The sequence below is a fragment of the Mucilaginibacter sp. genome, assembly GCF_965225845.1.
Lineage (GTDB): Bacteria > Bacteroidota > Bacteroidia > Sphingobacteriales > Sphingobacteriaceae > Mucilaginibacter.
Genome location: NZ_CBDDBL010000001.1, coordinates 303,354 through 321,297 on the forward strand (window position 1 = coordinate 303,354; position 17,944 = coordinate 321,297).

General features: G+C 41.3%; 16 protein-coding genes. 6 read left to right on the top strand and 10 right to left on the bottom strand.

Annotated elements, in window-relative coordinates:
- Nucleotides 1–50 precede the first annotated feature (50 nt).
- Nucleotides 51–1,652: a gliding motility protein RemB gene (locus ACYZ0U_RS01385; RefSeq protein WP_461449040.1), complete on the top strand. Its 1,602-nt coding sequence runs from the start codon at nucleotides 51–53 to the stop codon at nucleotides 1,650–1,652.
- A 9-nt stretch (nucleotides 1,653–1,661) separates the two neighbouring features.
- Entirely contained in the window at nucleotides 1,662–3,257 is a 1,596-nt protein-coding gene (locus ACYZ0U_RS01390; RefSeq protein WP_461449042.1) for a gliding motility protein RemB, read from the top strand.
- A gap of 217 nt (nucleotides 3,258–3,474) precedes the next feature.
- Here ACYZ0U_RS01390 and dapF read toward each other — a convergent pair whose 3' ends face one another.
- The 8 genes from dapF to fumC all read right to left on the bottom strand — a co-directional run bounded on the left by dapF (nucleotide 3,475) and on the right by fumC (nucleotide 14,274).
- A complete protein-coding gene (dapF, locus tag ACYZ0U_RS01395) occupies nucleotides 3,475–4,434 on the bottom strand; it encodes a diaminopimelate epimerase (RefSeq protein WP_461449044.1) in 960 nt (319 codons plus the stop codon).
- A gap of 94 nt (nucleotides 4,435–4,528) precedes the next feature.
- Nucleotides 4,529–6,109 carry a hypothetical protein gene (locus ACYZ0U_RS01400; protein WP_461449046.1) on the bottom strand — a complete coding sequence of 527 codons (1,581 nt, stop codon included), beginning with the start codon at nucleotides 6,107–6,109 and terminating at the stop codon, nucleotides 4,529–4,531.
- Between the two features lie 70 nt (nucleotides 6,110–6,179).
- Nucleotides 6,180–8,180 (bottom strand): ATP-binding protein, encoded by a 2,001-nt coding sequence (locus tag ACYZ0U_RS01405; RefSeq protein ID WP_461449048.1) that lies wholly within the window; start codon nucleotides 8,178–8,180, stop codon nucleotides 6,180–6,182.
- 226 nt (nucleotides 8,181–8,406) lie between these two features.
- Nucleotides 8,407–10,674, bottom strand: a complete 2,268-nt coding sequence (locus ACYZ0U_RS01410) for an aconitate hydratase (protein WP_461449986.1) — start codon at nucleotides 10,672–10,674, stop codon at nucleotides 8,407–8,409.
- A 220-nt stretch (nucleotides 10,675–10,894) separates the two neighbouring features.
- Complete coding sequence (locus ACYZ0U_RS01415) at nucleotides 10,895–11,332, bottom strand: low molecular weight protein-tyrosine-phosphatase (RefSeq protein ID WP_461449050.1); 438 nt, start codon at nucleotides 11,330–11,332, stop codon at nucleotides 10,895–10,897.
- Between the two features lie 89 nt (nucleotides 11,333–11,421).
- Nucleotides 11,422–12,213, bottom strand: coding sequence for a S1/P1 nuclease (locus tag ACYZ0U_RS01420; protein ID WP_461449052.1), 792 nt, complete (start codon nucleotides 12,211–12,213; stop codon nucleotides 11,422–11,424).
- Nucleotides 12,214–12,220: 7 nt separating this feature from the next.
- Nucleotides 12,221–12,721: a fumarate hydratase gene (locus ACYZ0U_RS01425; protein WP_461449054.1), complete on the bottom strand. Its 501-nt coding sequence runs from the start codon at nucleotides 12,719–12,721 to the stop codon at nucleotides 12,221–12,223.
- 155 nt (nucleotides 12,722–12,876) lie between these two features.
- Nucleotides 12,877–14,274, bottom strand: coding sequence for a class II fumarate hydratase (gene fumC / locus ACYZ0U_RS01430; protein WP_461449056.1), 1,398 nt, complete (start codon nucleotides 14,272–14,274; stop codon nucleotides 12,877–12,879).
- A gap of 122 nt (nucleotides 14,275–14,396) precedes the next feature.
- Between fumC and ACYZ0U_RS01435 the strand changes: the two genes are divergently transcribed.
- The gene (locus ACYZ0U_RS01435) at nucleotides 14,397–14,633 is read left to right on the top strand and encodes a hypothetical protein (protein ID WP_461449058.1); all 237 of its coding nucleotides are present in this window, start codon (nucleotides 14,397–14,399) and stop codon (nucleotides 14,631–14,633) included.
- Here the strand turns inward: ACYZ0U_RS01435 and ACYZ0U_RS01440 are convergent.
- Nucleotides 14,630–15,046, bottom strand: coding sequence for a hypothetical protein (locus tag ACYZ0U_RS01440; protein ID WP_461449060.1), 417 nt, complete (start codon nucleotides 15,044–15,046; stop codon nucleotides 14,630–14,632). The two genes, ACYZ0U_RS01435 and ACYZ0U_RS01440, sit on opposite strands and share 4 nt — an antisense overlap.
- Nucleotides 15,047–15,184: 138 nt before the next feature.
- On the opposite strand from ACYZ0U_RS01440, the gene ACYZ0U_RS01445 reads away from it, so the two are divergent.
- From ACYZ0U_RS01445 to ACYZ0U_RS01455, 3 genes are all read left to right on the top strand, one after another.
- Nucleotides 15,185–16,402: a serine hydrolase domain-containing protein gene (locus ACYZ0U_RS01445; protein ID WP_461449062.1), complete on the top strand. Its 1,218-nt coding sequence runs from the start codon at nucleotides 15,185–15,187 to the stop codon at nucleotides 16,400–16,402.
- A gap of 57 nt (nucleotides 16,403–16,459) precedes the next feature.
- Nucleotides 16,460–16,801 (top strand): YbaB/EbfC family nucleoid-associated protein, encoded by a 342-nt coding sequence (locus tag ACYZ0U_RS01450; RefSeq protein WP_461449988.1) that lies wholly within the window; start codon nucleotides 16,460–16,462, stop codon nucleotides 16,799–16,801.
- Between the two features lie 177 nt (nucleotides 16,802–16,978).
- Nucleotides 16,979–17,653, top strand: coding sequence for a metal-dependent hydrolase (locus tag ACYZ0U_RS01455; RefSeq protein ID WP_461449064.1), 675 nt, complete (start codon nucleotides 16,979–16,981; stop codon nucleotides 17,651–17,653).
- A gap of 39 nt (nucleotides 17,654–17,692) precedes the next feature.
- On the opposite strand, the gene ACYZ0U_RS01460 is transcribed toward ACYZ0U_RS01455, so the two are convergent.
- A complete protein-coding gene (locus tag ACYZ0U_RS01460) occupies nucleotides 17,693–17,881 on the bottom strand; it encodes a hypothetical protein (RefSeq protein ID WP_461449066.1) in 189 nt (62 codons plus the stop codon).
- Nucleotides 17,882–17,944: the final 63 nt, after the last annotated feature.

Below are 17,944 nucleotides of genomic sequence, written 5' to 3' on the forward strand. Positions count from 1 at the left end.
GTATTTTTGTGTATGAGTGCCAATAAGTGGATTAAACTTTAAATTTCGATATGGATAATATCTACCGATTAAAAACCTTATGTATAATCTGTTTAATAGGCGCCTCCGTACTTTACGGAAAAAGGTCCATCGCGCAAACGGAATACCAGCCTTATTCTTTTCAACTGAATGACAAACTAAGTAAAGACCTGTATTCAACTTCTACAGATTTGCATACGTCGCTTAAACCATATGTGATAACCGACTCGAGCCCGTTAAAGGCCGGATACGATTCAATAATGAATAGAGGTGTAGATCCATCCCGTAAAGGTTTGGTTATTCGTAAATTGCTTAATGAGCACTTATTAGAAGTAAAAAACCCTGATTATACATTCTATTTTGATTATTTGCCTGATCTGCTTATCGGCAGGGAGTTTAAAGACCATTATACCACATCTTTAAATACCAGAGGTTACCAGGCAGGTGGTACAATCGGGTCTAAGATTTATTTTTACACCAGCGGGTTTGAAAACCAGGGAAAATTTCCTAATTATTTAAATAAATATGTACTTGAAACCGATATGGTGCCGGGACAGGCTTATGATTTCAATAACGGGATAGGAAGTAAGGACTGGACTTATGCGACCAGTATAATCGGATACTCGCCTTCGTCAAAAGTTAATATTGAGGCAGGTGTTGATAAAACTTTTATTGGCGACGGTTACCGGTCGATGCTATTATCAGATTTCGCATCAAACTATCCACTCATACGCCTGAAAATCGATCTGGCTAAAAATGTTAGGTATATGGTGATGTGGGCCTACATGCAGGATCAAAATGCACCTAAACTCGATTCGCTTGCACATGCCCCTAACCGAATAAAATGGGGTGTGTTTCATTACATAGACTGGAATGTGACCAATAGGTTTTCGTTAGGGTTTTTTAATGCCCTCATAGCTCCTGCGGATTATGCTTATGGCAGCTCGCACGGGTTTGATGTTAACTATATCAATCCAATATTATTCATTAAATCAGCTGGTCCGTCCGGGCCGATACCTGATAATACTTTGATAGGTTTCAATGCCAAGTATAAAATCTTTGATAAAACCGTACTTTACTCGCAATATATCTATGATCAACTGGCATCAAGCGGAAATTCAAAAGATGGGTTTCAATTAGGATTAAGAGGAGCAGACCTGCTAAATGTTAATTCTTTTAATTATTTGGTTGAGTTTAATACGGCAAAGCCATACACCACTGCTACACAATACCCGCTTGTTAATTACACCGATCTGGATGAGCCGCTTGCACATCCATTCGGTTCAAATTTTAAAGAAGCTATTGGCATATTAAGTTATTCAATCGGCAGGTTTGATTTTAGGGGGGAGCTTGATTACGCTAAATTTTATCTCAACCTGGCTGAATTGAATGTTGGTAATGGTATTCTTTTCCCGGACCTTACTTCCCAGATTGCAACTACCACGCAAGGCCAAAACACAACCTTTAAGTATGCCCAAGGCACGGTATCGTACTTAATAAATCCTAAATATAACCTTAGGCTTGAGCTTGGTGCAACTTACAGAGATGAAGATAACAGCCAATATCACTCAAAAACAGCATTAATTAACTTTGGCTTGCGAAGCACCTTCAGAGATTTATATACCGATTTTTAATCCACAACTATGAGAACGAAGTCTTCAATATATATTCCGTTATTCATTGTTATAACGCTAATATTAAAAATCAATGGCACCGCTTACGGCCAGTCGGTGTACCAACCTTATTCTTTTGATTTTAACCAGAAATTCAGCGCTGACCTTTACTCCACTCATACAAGGATCCTTTCATCCGTAAAAACTAATTTTATTGATGACAGCCTGTTAAAACATACCTATGACTCAATTATGAATGTAAATTCAGGAAGGAACAGGTTGTTAAATGAGCACTTAATAGATGTTAAAAGTAACGGAAATACATTTTATGGCGAAGTGCTGCCTGATTTTGAAATAGGGCGCGATTTTTCCGGAGGCAGATCGGTTTGGACAACAAGCCTGGGCGCGCAGATTGGCGGAACAATTGGGTCGAAATTTACTTACTATGCCAGCTTTTACGCAAACCGCGCCGCTTTGCCCGATTATGTGGTGGATAATATTAACACTTCGGCATATATACCCGGCCAGGGTAAAGACCGGTCGCTGGACCATTATATAAAGGATTGGGATTACACCACTTTCGATTTATCATATACGCCAATTAAATACATCAACTTTACTTTAGGAAAAGATAAAACTTTTATTGGCGATGGCTACCGTTCATTAATGCTGTCTGATTTCGCGTCTAACTATCCATTTTTTAAAATTACAGCCACTATTGGCAACGTAAGGTACATGAGTATGTACGCTTATATGGATAACCCCACTAACCCAAGTGTGCCTTATGGGCCAACAACCGGTAAATGGGCCTATTTTCAATATATAGAATGGAATATTAATAAGCGCTTTACCTTAGGCTTGTTTCAAAATGTAATGGAGGCCGACAAGGATGCTGACGGGCAAAAGCAAGGTTTTAACCCATCTTTAGCAAGCCCGTTTGTGTTTTTAGACCCCTTGGACAATATTGATAACAATCCAGCCAAAAACCTGTTGGGGCTTAACGCTAAACTTAAAGTATTTAATAAGGCAATAATTTACGGGCAGTTTGTTTTAAATGAGTTTCATGCCGCTGATTTTTATTCGAGTGATGGTGCGGTTGACAATAAATCAGGCTATCAAATTGGTTTCCGCGGTGCTGATATGTTTAACATTAAAGGATTAAATTACCTTGCAGAATTTAACACGGCACGGCCTTATACCTATTCTTCATTTAATCAAACCAGTAATTACAGCCAGGATGGCCAACCTTTAGCAGATCCATTTGGTGCAAACTTTAGGGAATGGGTTGGTATTTTAAATTACTCTGTTGGCCGGTTTGATTTTAAGGCAGAAGGTGATTATGCTTTATTTGGTTTAGATATTAATGGTTTGGATTACGGACAAAATATATTTAAGCCCTATACATCTGCACCAAACCCATTAGGAAATTATATTGGACAGGGCCTTCGCACCAATTTTTATTATGCCGAGGGAAAGGTGGATTATATAGTTAACCCCAAATATAACCTGCGCGTTGAACTGGGCGGCATGTACCGGAATGAAAAAAATGCTGAAGGTACCCAAAAAACACCTTTGCTGCTATTTGGTATAAAAAGCTCATTCAGGCAAATTTACAGCGATTTTTAATAAAATAATATAATAGTGTTTGCTATTTAATAATATTATTAATACTTACAATAAGGGCAAAAAAATAAAGCCTCCTTGCACTCGCTGCTTGGAGGCTTAAACCTAAACCTTATCACAATAGGCAAGCAAGAACGCTCACCGTATGAGCTTTAAATATATAAATTTTATATTAACAAATAGCATATTAACCGCTATAATTGTCATTGTTACATGATTGTTAGCTAAGTTCGTTAACATGTGCCAAAAGCCTTTCATAAGCTTCGCATTCTACAGCGTATGACTTACCGGATATTAACGAAATAATAGTATTATTCTCAAAATCAAAGGTAATATCTGCATCATATACATAAGATGCATTACCAATCATGCGGCCGCTCAGGTCATCGTTCACAAGGCATTTGGTGTAGCCACCTTTATTGAATAGCGTTACCCATTCGTCTTTTTTTACATGTCCGGTCTTAGCTGCTGATATTGTGGTAGCAAACATACCTGTCCCGCAAGAATAAGTAATACCTACACCACGTTCGTAGGTGGATACGTAAATACTATTATCGCTTATTATTTTGCCAAAATTAACATTAACGCCATGTGGAAATATTTGTGGCGTTGAGTTAGCTTTTCGCCCAAGTTCACGTAGTCCATCCTCACTTATATCATCAACAAAAGCAACAATATGCGGGTTTGGTAATGCTATGGCTGTAAATTTTAAAGTTGATGATAAGCCCGGGATCAATCCGCTGATTAATTGGGTTTCATTTTCCTGGAGAAGAAAATTACCTGAATCAAAATTCGCTTGCGGAAAGGTTAGCTCAAAAGCAGTAAGTTCGGGATAAAAATCTTCAATCAAATTAAGCGTGTATGGGATACCTGTAGTATTCTCAATAATTACCGTCGGTTTATCTAACTGTTCCGATACATAGCGGGCAACTATGCGTATGCCGTTGCCGCACATTTCCGCTTCAGATCCATCAGCATTAAATATTACCATTTTACCGTCGCCGGCTGTACTGTTATCTACGTACAAGATACCATCGGCACCAAAATCAGAATTGCGGTCACATAAATATATGGCCAGCTGCTTCTTCATGGCATTGGTTATTGCACCGTTGTAATGCCTGATGTCAATCAAAAAGAAATCGTTACCGGAGCCCTGGCTTTTAAGTAATGAGAATTGCATGTTAGTTTTAAAGCAATATTTATTGCGCTTATACAAAATTACATTTTATACGGATAAATATCAGGCATAGCTTATTTATTTAATGTCATAAACATTACTCCTTCCTAACGATTTGGCTATTTACCTCGATCTCCTTCAACAGATCAGGTGATTTAACGGAGCTGCTAAAGCTTTTATCAGGATTGCTTTGCGATATTTTAACCAAGTCCGCATTGGTTTGATCAAGCTCCTTGATCAATTCATTAATCTCCTTTAAATGCGAGTTGAAAAACCTCACCTTATTGTTATAGCTGTCTATTTTATAATTATCAGCCATTGCAGCAGTTTTTTTAGATGTGTCGGGAGCCATGTTAGTATAAGGCGATAAATTATTGACGGTCGTTTCTATAGGAACCAAGGAAGGCGTAGCATCCTTCGGATCTAATGCCTGCAGACTTAACCTTACCGGGTCGGGATTGTAGGCTACAAGGCTTTTATACTCATCAACAATGGCATCAGTAATACGGTGCTGGTTAGCATAAGCATCCGCGATGATTTTATTTTTGATATTATTTTTGAACCCATTGAACAATAATGAGGTAAAATCATAGGCCTTGGTACGCAATACCGCTCCCTGAACCGAGTAGTAATTGGCCAAAGTTTTATTATTAGTATACATAACCCCTAAGTTAGTACTGACTATTTGAGCTGGTGTGCTTAATGACAGATCGGCCTCGTTACCAAAATTATAGTATTGCCGCCCGAATATTTCCAGGTCATCTATTCTTTCGTAAGATGAGAGAAAATATAACCGGTACCGCTGGTATTCCACATCGGGGTTATCTATCTGGGCATAGCAGTTCTGTAAAAAATCCTCAACCGCTTTATCATTAAAAACCTGGTATATGGTTGCATTGGCCGATGGTTTCCACCTGATGAGCGAAAGCTTGGCTTTAAATTCCAGCTCGGCAGTGTTGTTTACCTTTAGCGAGTCGAACATCTTGGCCACAAAATAGGCAACCTGTGCATTCGCCATGCCTTGCTTGCCTTTATCAACCATAGCGTATAAACTATCCTGTATGGTTAAGTACTCATCGCTATTAGCCCAAAACGAGGGCTCTAATGGCGGTAATAGCAAACGGTTAGTTTTGGTATCAACAAAGATAAAAGTGCCTAACGGGTATACATTCTGAAAGTTGTTCTCCAGCATGGATAAGCTGCTCATAGATAGTGTATCCATCTTTAATAAAAAATTGAGCACTTTATTATGCTCCAGCTTAACGCTTAAGGCCTCAAGCGACTCAAAATTGGATGTTTCCTTTTCGGGAATGATGATGGGGATGTAGTAAATGGTGTTTTTATTTTGGATAAGCATATTAAAATCACGCTTTACAAATACAGATGTCTCGTCCTCGGCATCCTGGCCATAGAATGCGATCGTGTCACCTTTTTCAATCGAGATATCCTTTATTTTTTCTTCACCAGGCTTTAAGTTCAACAATGCTTTGAGTTTAAAACTTCCTGATTTTTTGTTAATGCGGTAAAACACTGCCACATTAGTTTTGGCTGTGTTTTTTATTTTGAACTTAATGCCGGTAGCGCTTGCGGAAACACCGAAGCAGATAAGAACTAAACAGCATAAAATTTTGGATAGAAGGGCTATATACTTTGCCGGGACAATTGGAGATGTTTTCATTTTGTGGGGTAAATTATTATAACGCCCCATTCTGCGCTTTAGTTTTAACTAAAAGGGAAACAACAGGTTTCTAATGCTGGTCTAATGGTATTGTAAACCAAAAGGTACTGCCTTTGCCCAATTCGCTTTCAACACCAATTTGGCCGCCATGCTTTCGCACAATTTCGGCACAAATATATAATCCTAAACCTAAGCCTGAATTGTTAAACCCGGCAGATTGTGCCTGGTAATAACGATCAAACAGATGCGGAATTTTATCGGCTGCTATACCGGGTCCGGTGTCTTGTACAGCTATTTTTGCATGATCCCCAACTTTTTTAGCTATTAATATGATCTCTAATGATTCCGGCGCATATTTCACAGCATTATTTACCAAATTCACAATTACCTGGTCTATCGCGTGTTCGTCGGCATGGATCTTTAAAAGCGGATCACCCTTAAATGTTAACGTGTATTTTCCGGCGACACGGATATGGCTACAACACCCGTTAAGCAAATCGGCTGCTATAAAAGTTGTTTTATTTAATTTAAGCGCGCTTTGCTGTGTACGGCTTACATTAAGCAAGTCCTCAACCAAAGTACTTATTTTCTCCATACTGCGCAGGGATTGGTCTATAAGCTTAGGAACAATAGGAGAGGCTGGATTTTCCTTTAACTTATCCAGTAATTGCAACGATGCTTTTAAGCTTGTTATAGGTGTTTTAAGCTCATGGCTGGCGATGCTTATAAAGTCATCCTTTTGCTGCTCAAGTCGTTTAAATTGTGTAATATCCAACAAGGTGCCTAATATCCTTAATGGCTGGCCGGTTTTATCATAATATACATTGCCTTGTACCCGTAACCAGTGTATAGATTGGTCCGGATGAATTACCCTTGCTTCATAAAAAAGTTTGCCGGTTATTAAAGCACTAGCGTGCGCCGCTTCGCGGATATCTTCATCATCGGGATGTATAACATCAGTATAATTTTTCCATTCCACATGTTTGTCAAACCCAAAAATGGTATCAAACCTCTCGGAGGTAAGCATTATATTATTTTGCAGGTTGAGGTCAAATGTACCAATCTCCGCTGCTTCAACAGCCAGCCTTATCCGCTCATTTATATCTTCAATATCACGCCTTGCAACAACCTTATCTGTTACTTCAATAGCTAAAACCATAATAGCATGTACCTGGCCATTGGCTAACATTGGTTCGTAAACAAAGTCAAAAAAAACATGCTCTTCAATTCCGTTCCGCACTAACAGCAATTCATTTTCTTTAGCTGCGTAAGTAATATTAGTTTTTATAACATTGTTGAGTATCGGCGCATAAGTAGCGGCAGCTTCGGGTATCGCATCCCAAATGTGCCTTCCTTCAAATTCATCACGTGATTTGCCTACAATTTCCAGGTAGGCAGCATTTACATCCTGTACTATCAGGCCCTCGGAATTGATGATACAAATACCTACCGGCGCCTGCCTTACCATACTACGGAAATAAGCATTGCTTTCTGACAGGTCACTGTACAATTTCATCAGCTCCCGCTGTGACTCGCTTAGCTCTTCATTAGAAGCAGCCATCTCTTCGTTAGACGCCGTTATTTCTTCATTAGCCGCACGTATTTCTTCATTAGCCGCTAGTAATTCTTCATTTACTGCACGTAGTTCTTCTATAAGGTCTTGTTCACGTTTTTTTGCTAAGTATGCGTCAGTAATATCTTTTGCCATGTGCAAAATGCAATAAGTTTTCCCTTTAGCATTTTTTATAGCACGGTATTCAAAATCAAAATAAAACGTTTGTAATTTACCGTCAACCAACAAATCGGCAGCGGTTTCACTACCCTTTATCGTCAGGCCTTCGTTCCAAACCTTTTTGAACATTTCAATAAAGGGTTGTCCTTTAAGTTCTGGCAAGGCATCTTCAAGTGATTTGCCTAAAACTGCATCTCCTTTTCCCCAGATGTTTAACATCGCCTTGTTGGCGTATTGGATAACCGCATCTTCGGAAACGTGAATAGCGGTAGCATCAGTTGAAAAAGATAAAACCTCTAATAATTGTTCGTTACTTAAAAGGTAGTCCGTATAGTCCATTTAGTATTAGATCGCAGGGAAAAAGTAAATTTAATAACCCTCCTGCTGGTAAAAAGTTTTCAAATTAATTGATTTAATGTTGCGATACTATAATTAATTTTCATCAACACAAATAGAAATTTCATGATGAAAAATACTGCGGCAATCGCTGCCTGCATCTAAAAAAAGCCTCCCAAAATTGGAGAGGCTCTGTAAAAATCTGAAATCGAAATTCCGCAATCCGAAATTAAGAAGCCATTTGCTTCCTGATGATATTTAAAGCGCCGCCGGCTTTAAACCACTCAATTTGCTGCGCATTGTAAGTGTGGTTTACCGGGAATGATTCAGATGAACCATCTTTATGGTGCAATACAACGGTTAACTGTTTGCCGGGGGCAAAGGTGGTTAAACCGGTAATATCAAAAGTATCGTCTTCCTGTATTTTATCGTAATCAGCAGGGTCGGCAAAAGTGATGCCTAACATACCTTGTTTTTTAAGGTTGGTTTCGTGGATACGGGCAAATGATTTTACCAGGATGGCGCGTACGCCAAGGTGACGTGGCTCCATAGCCGCGTGCTCACGCGATGAACCTTCACCATAGTTCTCGTCACCCACAACGATTGAACCGATGCCATGCGCTTTATAATCGCGCTGCGTAGCCGGAACAGGGCCATATTCGCCGGTCAGTTCGTTTTTAACGCTGTCGGCAGTGTTATTAAAGTAGTTGATCGCGCCGATCAGCATGTTGTTAGAAATATTATCTAAGTGGCCACGGAATTTTAACCATGGACCAGCCATAGAGATATGATCCGTAGTACATTTACCTTTTGCTTTGATCAGTAATTTTAAGCCGTTAATATCAGTACCTTCCCATGCGGCAAATGGCTCCAGCAATTGTAAACGTGCTGATTTAGGATCAACAATAACGCTAACCTGGCTGCCATCTTCTGCCGGTGCCTGATAACCTGCATCTTCTACAGCATAACCTTTTATCGGCATTTCAATGCCTTGCGGCTCGTCAAATTTAACTTGCTCGCCTTTATCGTTAGTTAACGAATCAGTCAGCGGGTTAAAAGTAAGATCACCGGCGATAACAAATGCAGTAACAATTTCAGGCGAAGCCACGAAAGCGTGGGTGTTCGGGTTACCATCCTGGCGTTTTGCAAAGTTACGGTTGAATGAAGTAATGATCGAGTTTTTGCGGTTAGGGTCATCCGTATGACGCGCCCACTGGCCGATACAAGGGCCACAAGCGTTAGCCAAAACAACACCGCCCATATCCTCAAAAGTACCTAAGTAACCATCGCGCTCAACAGTATAACGTACCAGCTCCGAACCCGGTGTGATGGTAAATTCTGCTTTAGTTTTTAAGTGTTTATCTGTAGCCTGTTTAGCGATAGATGCTGAACGGGTAATATCTTCGTAAGATGAGTTGGTACATGAACCGATCAAGCCAACCTCTAATTTAGTAGGCCAGCCGTTTTCTTTAACAGCAGCCGCGAATTTGGAGATAGGCCAGGCCAAGTCCGGAGTAAACGGACCGTTAACATGTGGTTCTAATTCATCAAGGTTGATCTCTATAACCTGGTCAAAATATTGCTCAGGGTTAGCGTAAACTTCATCATCGCCGGTTAAGTGTTCCGCGATAGCGTCAGCCAGTTCAGCAATATCAGCACGTTTGGTGCCTTTCAGGTAATCTGCTGATTTTTCATCGTAACCGAAGATAGAAGTGGTTGCACCGATTTCAGCACCCATGTTACAGATGGTGCCTTTACCTGTTGCAGAAAGTGAACGTGCACCCTCGCCAAAATATTCAACAATAGCGCCAGTACCACCTTTTACAGTAAGGATACCTGCAACTTTAAGGATAACGTCTTTGGCTGAAGTCCAGCCTGATAATTTACCGGTTAATTTAACACCGATCAGTTTAGGGAATTTTAGCTCCCAGGGTAAGCCGGCCATTACGTCACAGGCATCAGCGCCACCAACACCAATAGCAATCATACCTAAACCACCTGCGTTAGGTGTATGTGAGTCGGTACCGATCATCATACCACCCGGGAAAGCATAGTTTTCCAATACTACCTGGTGAATGATACCTGCACCCGGTTTCCAAAAACCGATGCCATATTTATCAGATACTGAAGCCAGGAAATCATAAACCTCTAAGTTTACATCTTTAGCTGTTTGCAAATCCACATCAGCGCCAATTTTAGCCTGGATCAGGTGATCGCAATGTACGGTTGAAGGTACAGCAACCTGCGGACGGCCAGCCTGCATAAACTGCAATAAAGCCATTTGCGCGGTAGCATCCTGCATCGCCACACGGTCTGGTGCAAAGTCAACATAGTCAACGCCGCGGCCAAATGCTTTTTCAGCATCGCCTTCAGAAAGGTGAGCGTATAATATTTTTTCGGTTAAAGTAAGGTGTTTACCGGTCGCTTTACGGGCAGCAGCCACACGGGTGCTGTAGCGATCGTAAACCTTTTTGATCATATCTAAATCAAAAGCCATGGTACTGATCTTTTTAGGTAACATAATTAATTTAACACAGCAAAAGCCAAGCGACTGATGCAGAGCGGCGAATTTACAAAAATTGCAGGGAATATGCTGAGCATAAATCGGTAAATGTTATTTGGATAGGTTCTAAATTAGTGCTTGGTATTAAGGTTGAAGATTAGTTGCACTGGTGGCTTTCCTTAACCGGCGATGCTATGCTGACCGGATGAGTTAACTATTGAACTAACTCCTTAACAATTTTCTTACACCCTTCCTCAATCAAATCAAATACAGGCGCGAATTGCATATCATCATAATAAGGGTCCGGTACTTCCTTGTCGCCTAACAGCAATTTTACTTTTTGGGCAGCTTGCTTGTTGGGCGCAAGGGCAAGTACATCACCTAAATTGCTCCTGTCCATCACATAAATATGATCAAATTCATCAAAATCACTCAACCTGAACTGGCGGCACTTTTGATGACCAATAGGAACACCACGCTTGTGGGCAATTTTTACAGATCGCCTGTCGGGTCCTTCGCCAACATGCCAATTGCCGGTACCTGCTGAGTCGATCTCCCAACCCAGGTTGTTTTTATCCGAAAGGTCCTGCATGATCCCCTCCGCCAGCGGCGAACGGCAGATATTGCCCAGGCAAACCATTAGTATTTTCATTTTTCTGAAGGTTAAAGGCGTAAGGATAAAGGTTAAAGGAAAAGAAAAAAACCTTTCACCTTTATCCTTTAACCCTTCTCCTTAAAAAACTATCCAAATATCTGGTTCAACAAACCCGCTAACCTGATGCCGCCTTTAAGTAGCTGGCGGTTCAGTGTATCAATATGGGTAAAGTTGTACTTGTAGTTCAGGGTATCACCCGGTTTTATTTCGATATAAAGCTTTTCAGCTATTTGATTCGTTTCAAAAATCCATTGGCTGATGGGAGCGGATTGCCATTCTTTTATTTCAGCGGGGGTAGCGTGATTAACCGCTACAGCATATTCTGTATAACTTAATTGCTGAAAATCGATCAGTTGCGAATCCCAAACAGAATGCAGGTTGGTTGGCTGGTTAAACCAGTTCACTTTAAAGTCGTTACCGCCTTTGTCGTCAGCATGGGCAACATGCATGGGCTGGTGTATATCCTCTGTAATGTGGATTACCATGCGCAAATCAAGCAACTGTTCTTTTTTAGGCAGATTTTTCTTTTTCAACTGTGCCACCAGGTAGTTTAACTTGGTATAGGCATCAACATTAGTATCTGCCTTTAAAAATATAACCAGTTCAGGATAGGTATAAACCTTGTTCAAATCAATATAATGCCACGGCGACATATAGCTGTAAGCCGGGTCGGATTTGATAAAATCGGCCCAGTTGCTGGCTAAGGCGATGGATTCGTTACCTAAAATGGCATGAACCGCCAGGCGAGCCTTCGGCGTTAAATGTTCTTCGGCAATTTGGCCGCTAACACGGTGGCCGGTTGTGCCCCAGGCCATGCTTTGTAATGGCGCATACACTATTGCAGCACCGATAAATAGTTTTTTAAATGTGTTTTTCATAACAATACTAAAGTGGTTTTGGAGTACAGGTAGTGCTTTTTATTAAATGGGCGGTTATGGGAATAACTGCCGATGTGCTTGAAAATTGATAAACTGAATCTGTTTTTTTGCTGACCTTGAACACTTCCTCGTACATGCCGAAACGGAAACAGTTCGGTTTTAGCTTTAACGAAAAATCAGGGTTGCAAAACTGGCCCTTTAAAAATAAGGTATCGTGCCGTTGGCCATAGTTGCCTTTGGTATACTCGGTCCAGTGGCCGGCTTTCATGCAGCTATCGGTGCCGTAATTTACTTTGGTAAAGGTTTTTACCGTTACAAAAAAGGAGTCGCAGGTGAATTTAAAATGGTACAGCGAGTAAGTGAGCAGTTTTTTTTGCATCGGTACGGAATCCTGCTGCCATTCGCCCTGGAATTCCTTTGCGCCGGGCTTTTGCATGTCGGGATTCATCCAGCACGCGCCGAGGGTTAAAGTTATTATAAGAAAGATGGCGAGGGTCAGTTTTTGCATTTAATGTATCTGATTTGTTGTCAGATTTACGAAGCTTTAAAAACTTCGTAAATCTTAACCTTTTGTCATTCTGAATGGAATGAAGAATCTATCCATGATACATGACGCTGATGCATTCTTTTACAGATTCTTCGTTACTCATAATTAAAAAAGTTCTACTTCAATGAGCCGATCATATCTTCCGGCCTAACCCATTCGTCAAACTGCTCATTGGTTAACAGCCCCAGGCCTAAAGCGGCTTCGCGTAATGAAAGATTTTCCTTTAGCGCTTTTTTGGCAATCTTAGCGGCATTCTCATAACCTATGTGCGGGTTCAAAGCCGTTACCAGCATTAGTGAATTTTCCAGGTGTTTTTTGATACCGGCATAATTTGGCTCGATACCGGCAGCACAATGATCAGTGAAGGAAACGCAGGCATCGCCAATTAAACGTGCCGACTGTAAAAAGTTAGCCGCCATAACCGGTTTAAATACATTCAGTTCGTAGTGGCCCATTGAACCGCCTACAGAAATGGCAACATCGTTACCCATCACCTGAGCGGCAACCATGGTAACCGCCTCGTTTTGTGTTGGGTTAACCTTGCCCGGCATAATGGATGATCCCGGCTCGTTATCCGGGATATGAATCTCGCCAATACCTGAACGCGGACCAGAAGCCAGCATCCTGATATCATTCGCGATCTTCATTAATGAAACCGCGATCTGTTTCAAAGCGCCGTGACTTTCCACAATGGCATCATGAGCGGCCAAAGCCTCAAATTTATTATCCGCTGTGCGGAATGGCAGGCCGGTAAATTTGGCAATGTATTCAGCAACCTTAACATCATAACCTTTCGGGGTGTTGATGCCGGTACCAACCGCTGTACCGCCCAATGCTAATTCAGCCAGGTGGTCTAAAGTATTTTTTAATGCTTTTAAGCCGTGGTCCAATTGTGACACATAGCCTGAAAATTCCTGACCTAAAGTAAGTGGTGTAGCATCCATTAAATGGGTACGGCCAATCTTCACAACAGTTTTAAATTCTTCTGATTTTGCTTTCAGCGTATCGCGTAGTTTTTCAACGCCGGGGATGGTCACATCGATCACCATTTTATAGGCCGCGATGTGCATAGCAGTAGGGTAAGTATCGTTTGATGATTGTGATTTATTCACGTCATCATTCGGGTGGATAAAGGTTTTGCCTTCGCCCAATTTATTACCCTGCAAAACGTGCGAGCGGTTAGCAACCACTTCGTTCACGTTCATGTTTGATTGTGTGCCCGAGCCTGTTTGCCAAATTACCAGCGGAAACTCGCTGGCTAAACCACCTGCTAATATCTCATCACAAACCTGTGAAATCAGGTCGCGTTTTTCGGCAGGCAATACGCCGCAATCAGTATTAGTATAAGCTGCTGCTTTCTTTAAATAAGCAAAAGCTGCTATAATTTCTTTAGGCATTGATGCCTCCGGCCCGATCTTAAAGTTATTACGTGATCTTTCGGTTTGCGCACCCCAATATTTGTCGGCAGGTACCTGTACCTCGCCCATGGTATCATGTTCAGTTCTGAAACTCATTGTATTATATTTTGATGCGCAAAGTTATATTTTATATAGATGATATAAACTGAAAACGGTAATCTTTTTGGTACAAAAACTAAAGTAATCCAGCTGTGTTATTACTTAACATTCTTGCACACATGCCCAAATACAACATCATCTACACCGCACCAAATAACCACCCCTACCTTTGGGATGGCTCCGAGCTAACCAAACTGGAAAAAACCGGGCAGGAAAACCTGATGTTCAGCGGGAAGAATTTTAAGGAGGAGGAGCTATCGGAAGCCATTAAGGCCTGCAAGGAAGTAGCTTTACAAATGTTTCCCCACCATACCGATCCAGAAATTAAAACGGTTGAGATCAACGTTTCAACCTAATTATTCACAGCGGTATAATTCTTTTGCTTGCGCCAGTCGGCCAGGGCAATATATTTTGCATGTTTAGGATCTAAATAATAGATCTTATTAGTTTTTGGGTATAGGATAAAGCTGTAAACCAAATCGCCGGCGTTACTATCATATTTCGCCACCTTAACCGAATAAAAACTTTGTGATGGTGACGGCCGCCCGCTGACATAAACAATCAAATGCTGCTTGCCGTGCGACGTTTTTCTGATCTGCGCATTGGCCTTAACCACCTCGGGCAGGTTATTTATGGTGGATATGATTTGCCCCTCAGTTTGCGGCTGGCTATCATCAACCACCTGCTTTTTTTCCGCGCACGATGTTGTAAAAAGTATTATCGCCATGATAGCTAATGCCTGTATCTTCATCAATTTTAATAAACCCATAATTAATAATTTCTACTCTTTTAACAGCTGAGGCTTCAAAACGTTCATAATATTATCCAAATGTTTAAAACTTAAAATAGTTAGCGATTGTATAATTTCTGAATTTCGCAATCGTTAACTGATTGACTTCTTCTGCTTATGATTCTATATAAAAATATTCTTACTGTTCCGCTTTTGTTGCTATGCCTGGCCTCGTGTTCTCAAGATAAAAAATCAAAATCACAGGTTTCCTCCACGCCTGATATCGATAAACCTTTCAACGCCAAACAGTACCTCCAATACGACCCAAAACATGCCGATAAAAACATCGACGCCTACATGAAACACCTGCACCAGGTAGCCAATTTTAATGGCGATGTGCTGGTAGCCAAAAAGGGAAAGATCATTTACGAAGGCGCCTTCGGCTGGGCTGATTACCCTAACATGCACCCCTTGACTGTTGATTCAAAATTTCAGCTGGCATCGGTATCAAAAACCATTACTTCGACCGCTATTTTGCAGCTGATGGAGCGCGGCAAGTTGAAATTGAACCAGGATGTGCGTGATTTTTTTCCGAATTTTCCATACGAGGGCGTAACCATCCGTTTGTTGTTAACACACCGCTCTGGCATGATGAACTATGTTTATTTTGTAGATGGCATTTACCGCGCCGAGCACCGCGACCAGCGCAAGGGCATTACCAACCAGCAAACGATGGACATGATCGCCCAGTATAAACCGGCACGGTTTAACAAACCCGACAAAAGCTTTTTGTATAACAACTCCAACTTTATGGTTTTGGGGTCGATCATCGAAAAAGTCTCCGGCATGAGCTATGCCGAATATGTAAAGCAAAATATTTTTATCCCTGCGGGGATGGCGAATACCGCGGTTTACTCTAAAGCGGTTTATGACAAGATCCCAACCGATGTTTTGGGCCACGACCGCAACAGCTGGAGATATTCTGTTGCGCCCAACTTTTTGGATGGCCCGGTTGGCGCTTATGGCGTTTACAGCACCGTTAGCGATCTGTTTCTGTTCGACCGCGCATTACGTGCAGGCCGTTTGTTGAAACCGGCAACCCAGGACTCTGCCTATACAGACCATAACCCAATGCTCCGCGGGCACTTTAACTATGGCTATGGCTGGCGCTTATTTGAAGCGCCCGGACAAAAAGTGGTTTACCACACCGGCTGGTGGCATGGGTTCAGGCACATATTTTTGCGCGATATGAAAAACGATGTAACCATTGTATTGTTAGGTAATATGGTTAACGGAAGCCTGCTCCATTTGGATGACCTGTATAAAATGACCGGCATGCCAATAGTGCGTAAAGGTGCTTATACCGGTAACGGAGCTGAGGAAGAGGATCAATAACTGTCTGAACCTGAATTTATGGAATTAAAGAATGAACAGAATTCTAAAATTTCGTAAATCCATAAATTCGAGTTCAGACAACAAAAAAAAGATATGTTCGATAAAATAATGGAAGCCCAGCAGAAGGCTGGCGAAGTAAAAAAACGTCTGGATGCCATTAGCGTATCCGGCACTGCCGAAGGCGGCAAAATTACCGTAGTTGCCAACGGCAATAAAGTAATCCAGTCCATCAATATTGCGGATGACTTTTTTGTTGATGCTGACAAAGAGGAATTAGAGGAGTTGCTTTTAGTAGCAATTAACAAAGCTATTGAGCAGGCTGAAAACGTAAGCGCCAGCGAAATGGCCGCCATGACGCAGCAAATGTTTGGCGGTTTGGGTGGTTTGTTTGGGAAGTAATCACCACTTGTCATTATAAGCGAAGCGAAGAAGATTTTTCGCTATCGCTCAAGAGATAGTTTCTCTCTCGTTCCTCGTTCTAAATGATAATTCGTAACGTAAAATTTCGGTCATAAACCTGCCTGAAAGAAAACTTATGCCATTGCGTTGTTACTTTAGCAAAAACTACAAAAAACTATGAAAATCACTTATTATGGCCAGTCATGCGTTCTAATTGAAACGGCTGGTAAAAAACTTTTATTTGATCCGTTCATCATGTCTAACCCGAACGCGAAACATGTTGATGCGGGCGCGATAAAACCGGATTATATCCTGGTCTCACACGGGCACGGCGACCACGTTGCCGACCTGTTGGAAATTGAGAAAAGCAGTGGTGCAAAAATTATCTGCATTGCCGAAATAGCAAGCTGGTTAGGTAATAAAGGCATTGAGGCCCACGGCATGAACATTGGCGGTGGCTATAACTTCGATTTTGGCCGTGTGAAAATGGTAAATGCTATTCACTCCAGCTCTATGCCCGATGGCAGCTACGGCGGCAACCCTGCAGGCTTTGTTATTTACAGCGAAGGCAAGGTTATTTATTTTGCAGGCGATACCGCGCTTACTTACGATATGAAGTTGCTGGCTGATGAAAATATTGACTGGTCGATATTACCAATTGGTGATAACTATACCATGGGTGTTGATGATGCCATTAAAGCCAGCGCTTTTGTTAATTGCACCAATGTGATCGGTGTGCACTACAATACTTTTCCGGTAATCGCAATAGATACCGAGGAGGCTCTCGATAAATTTGTTAAGGCAGGGCTTAATCTTAAGCTGCCTGCAATTGGCGAAACATTAGCATTGTAAAAAAAACGCCCCCGGTAATTGCCGGGGGCGTTTGTTTTATTACATCTTAGAAGTATCCTTCTTCATTTTCATCGGAGAAGTATCTCCCTTCTTCATTTTCATTTTTTTCTTTTTCATTTTAGTGGTGTCCATTTGCATGGCATGGTTTGTAACTTTAACCGGCGCAGCCGCAAATGCGCTTCCAAATGAGATCGCTGCTAAAGCGATAATACAAATTGCTTTTTTCATGATGATAGTTTTTAGTTTTTTTATTGTTTGCACTAGCAACACAATAATTAAACCAAAAATCAT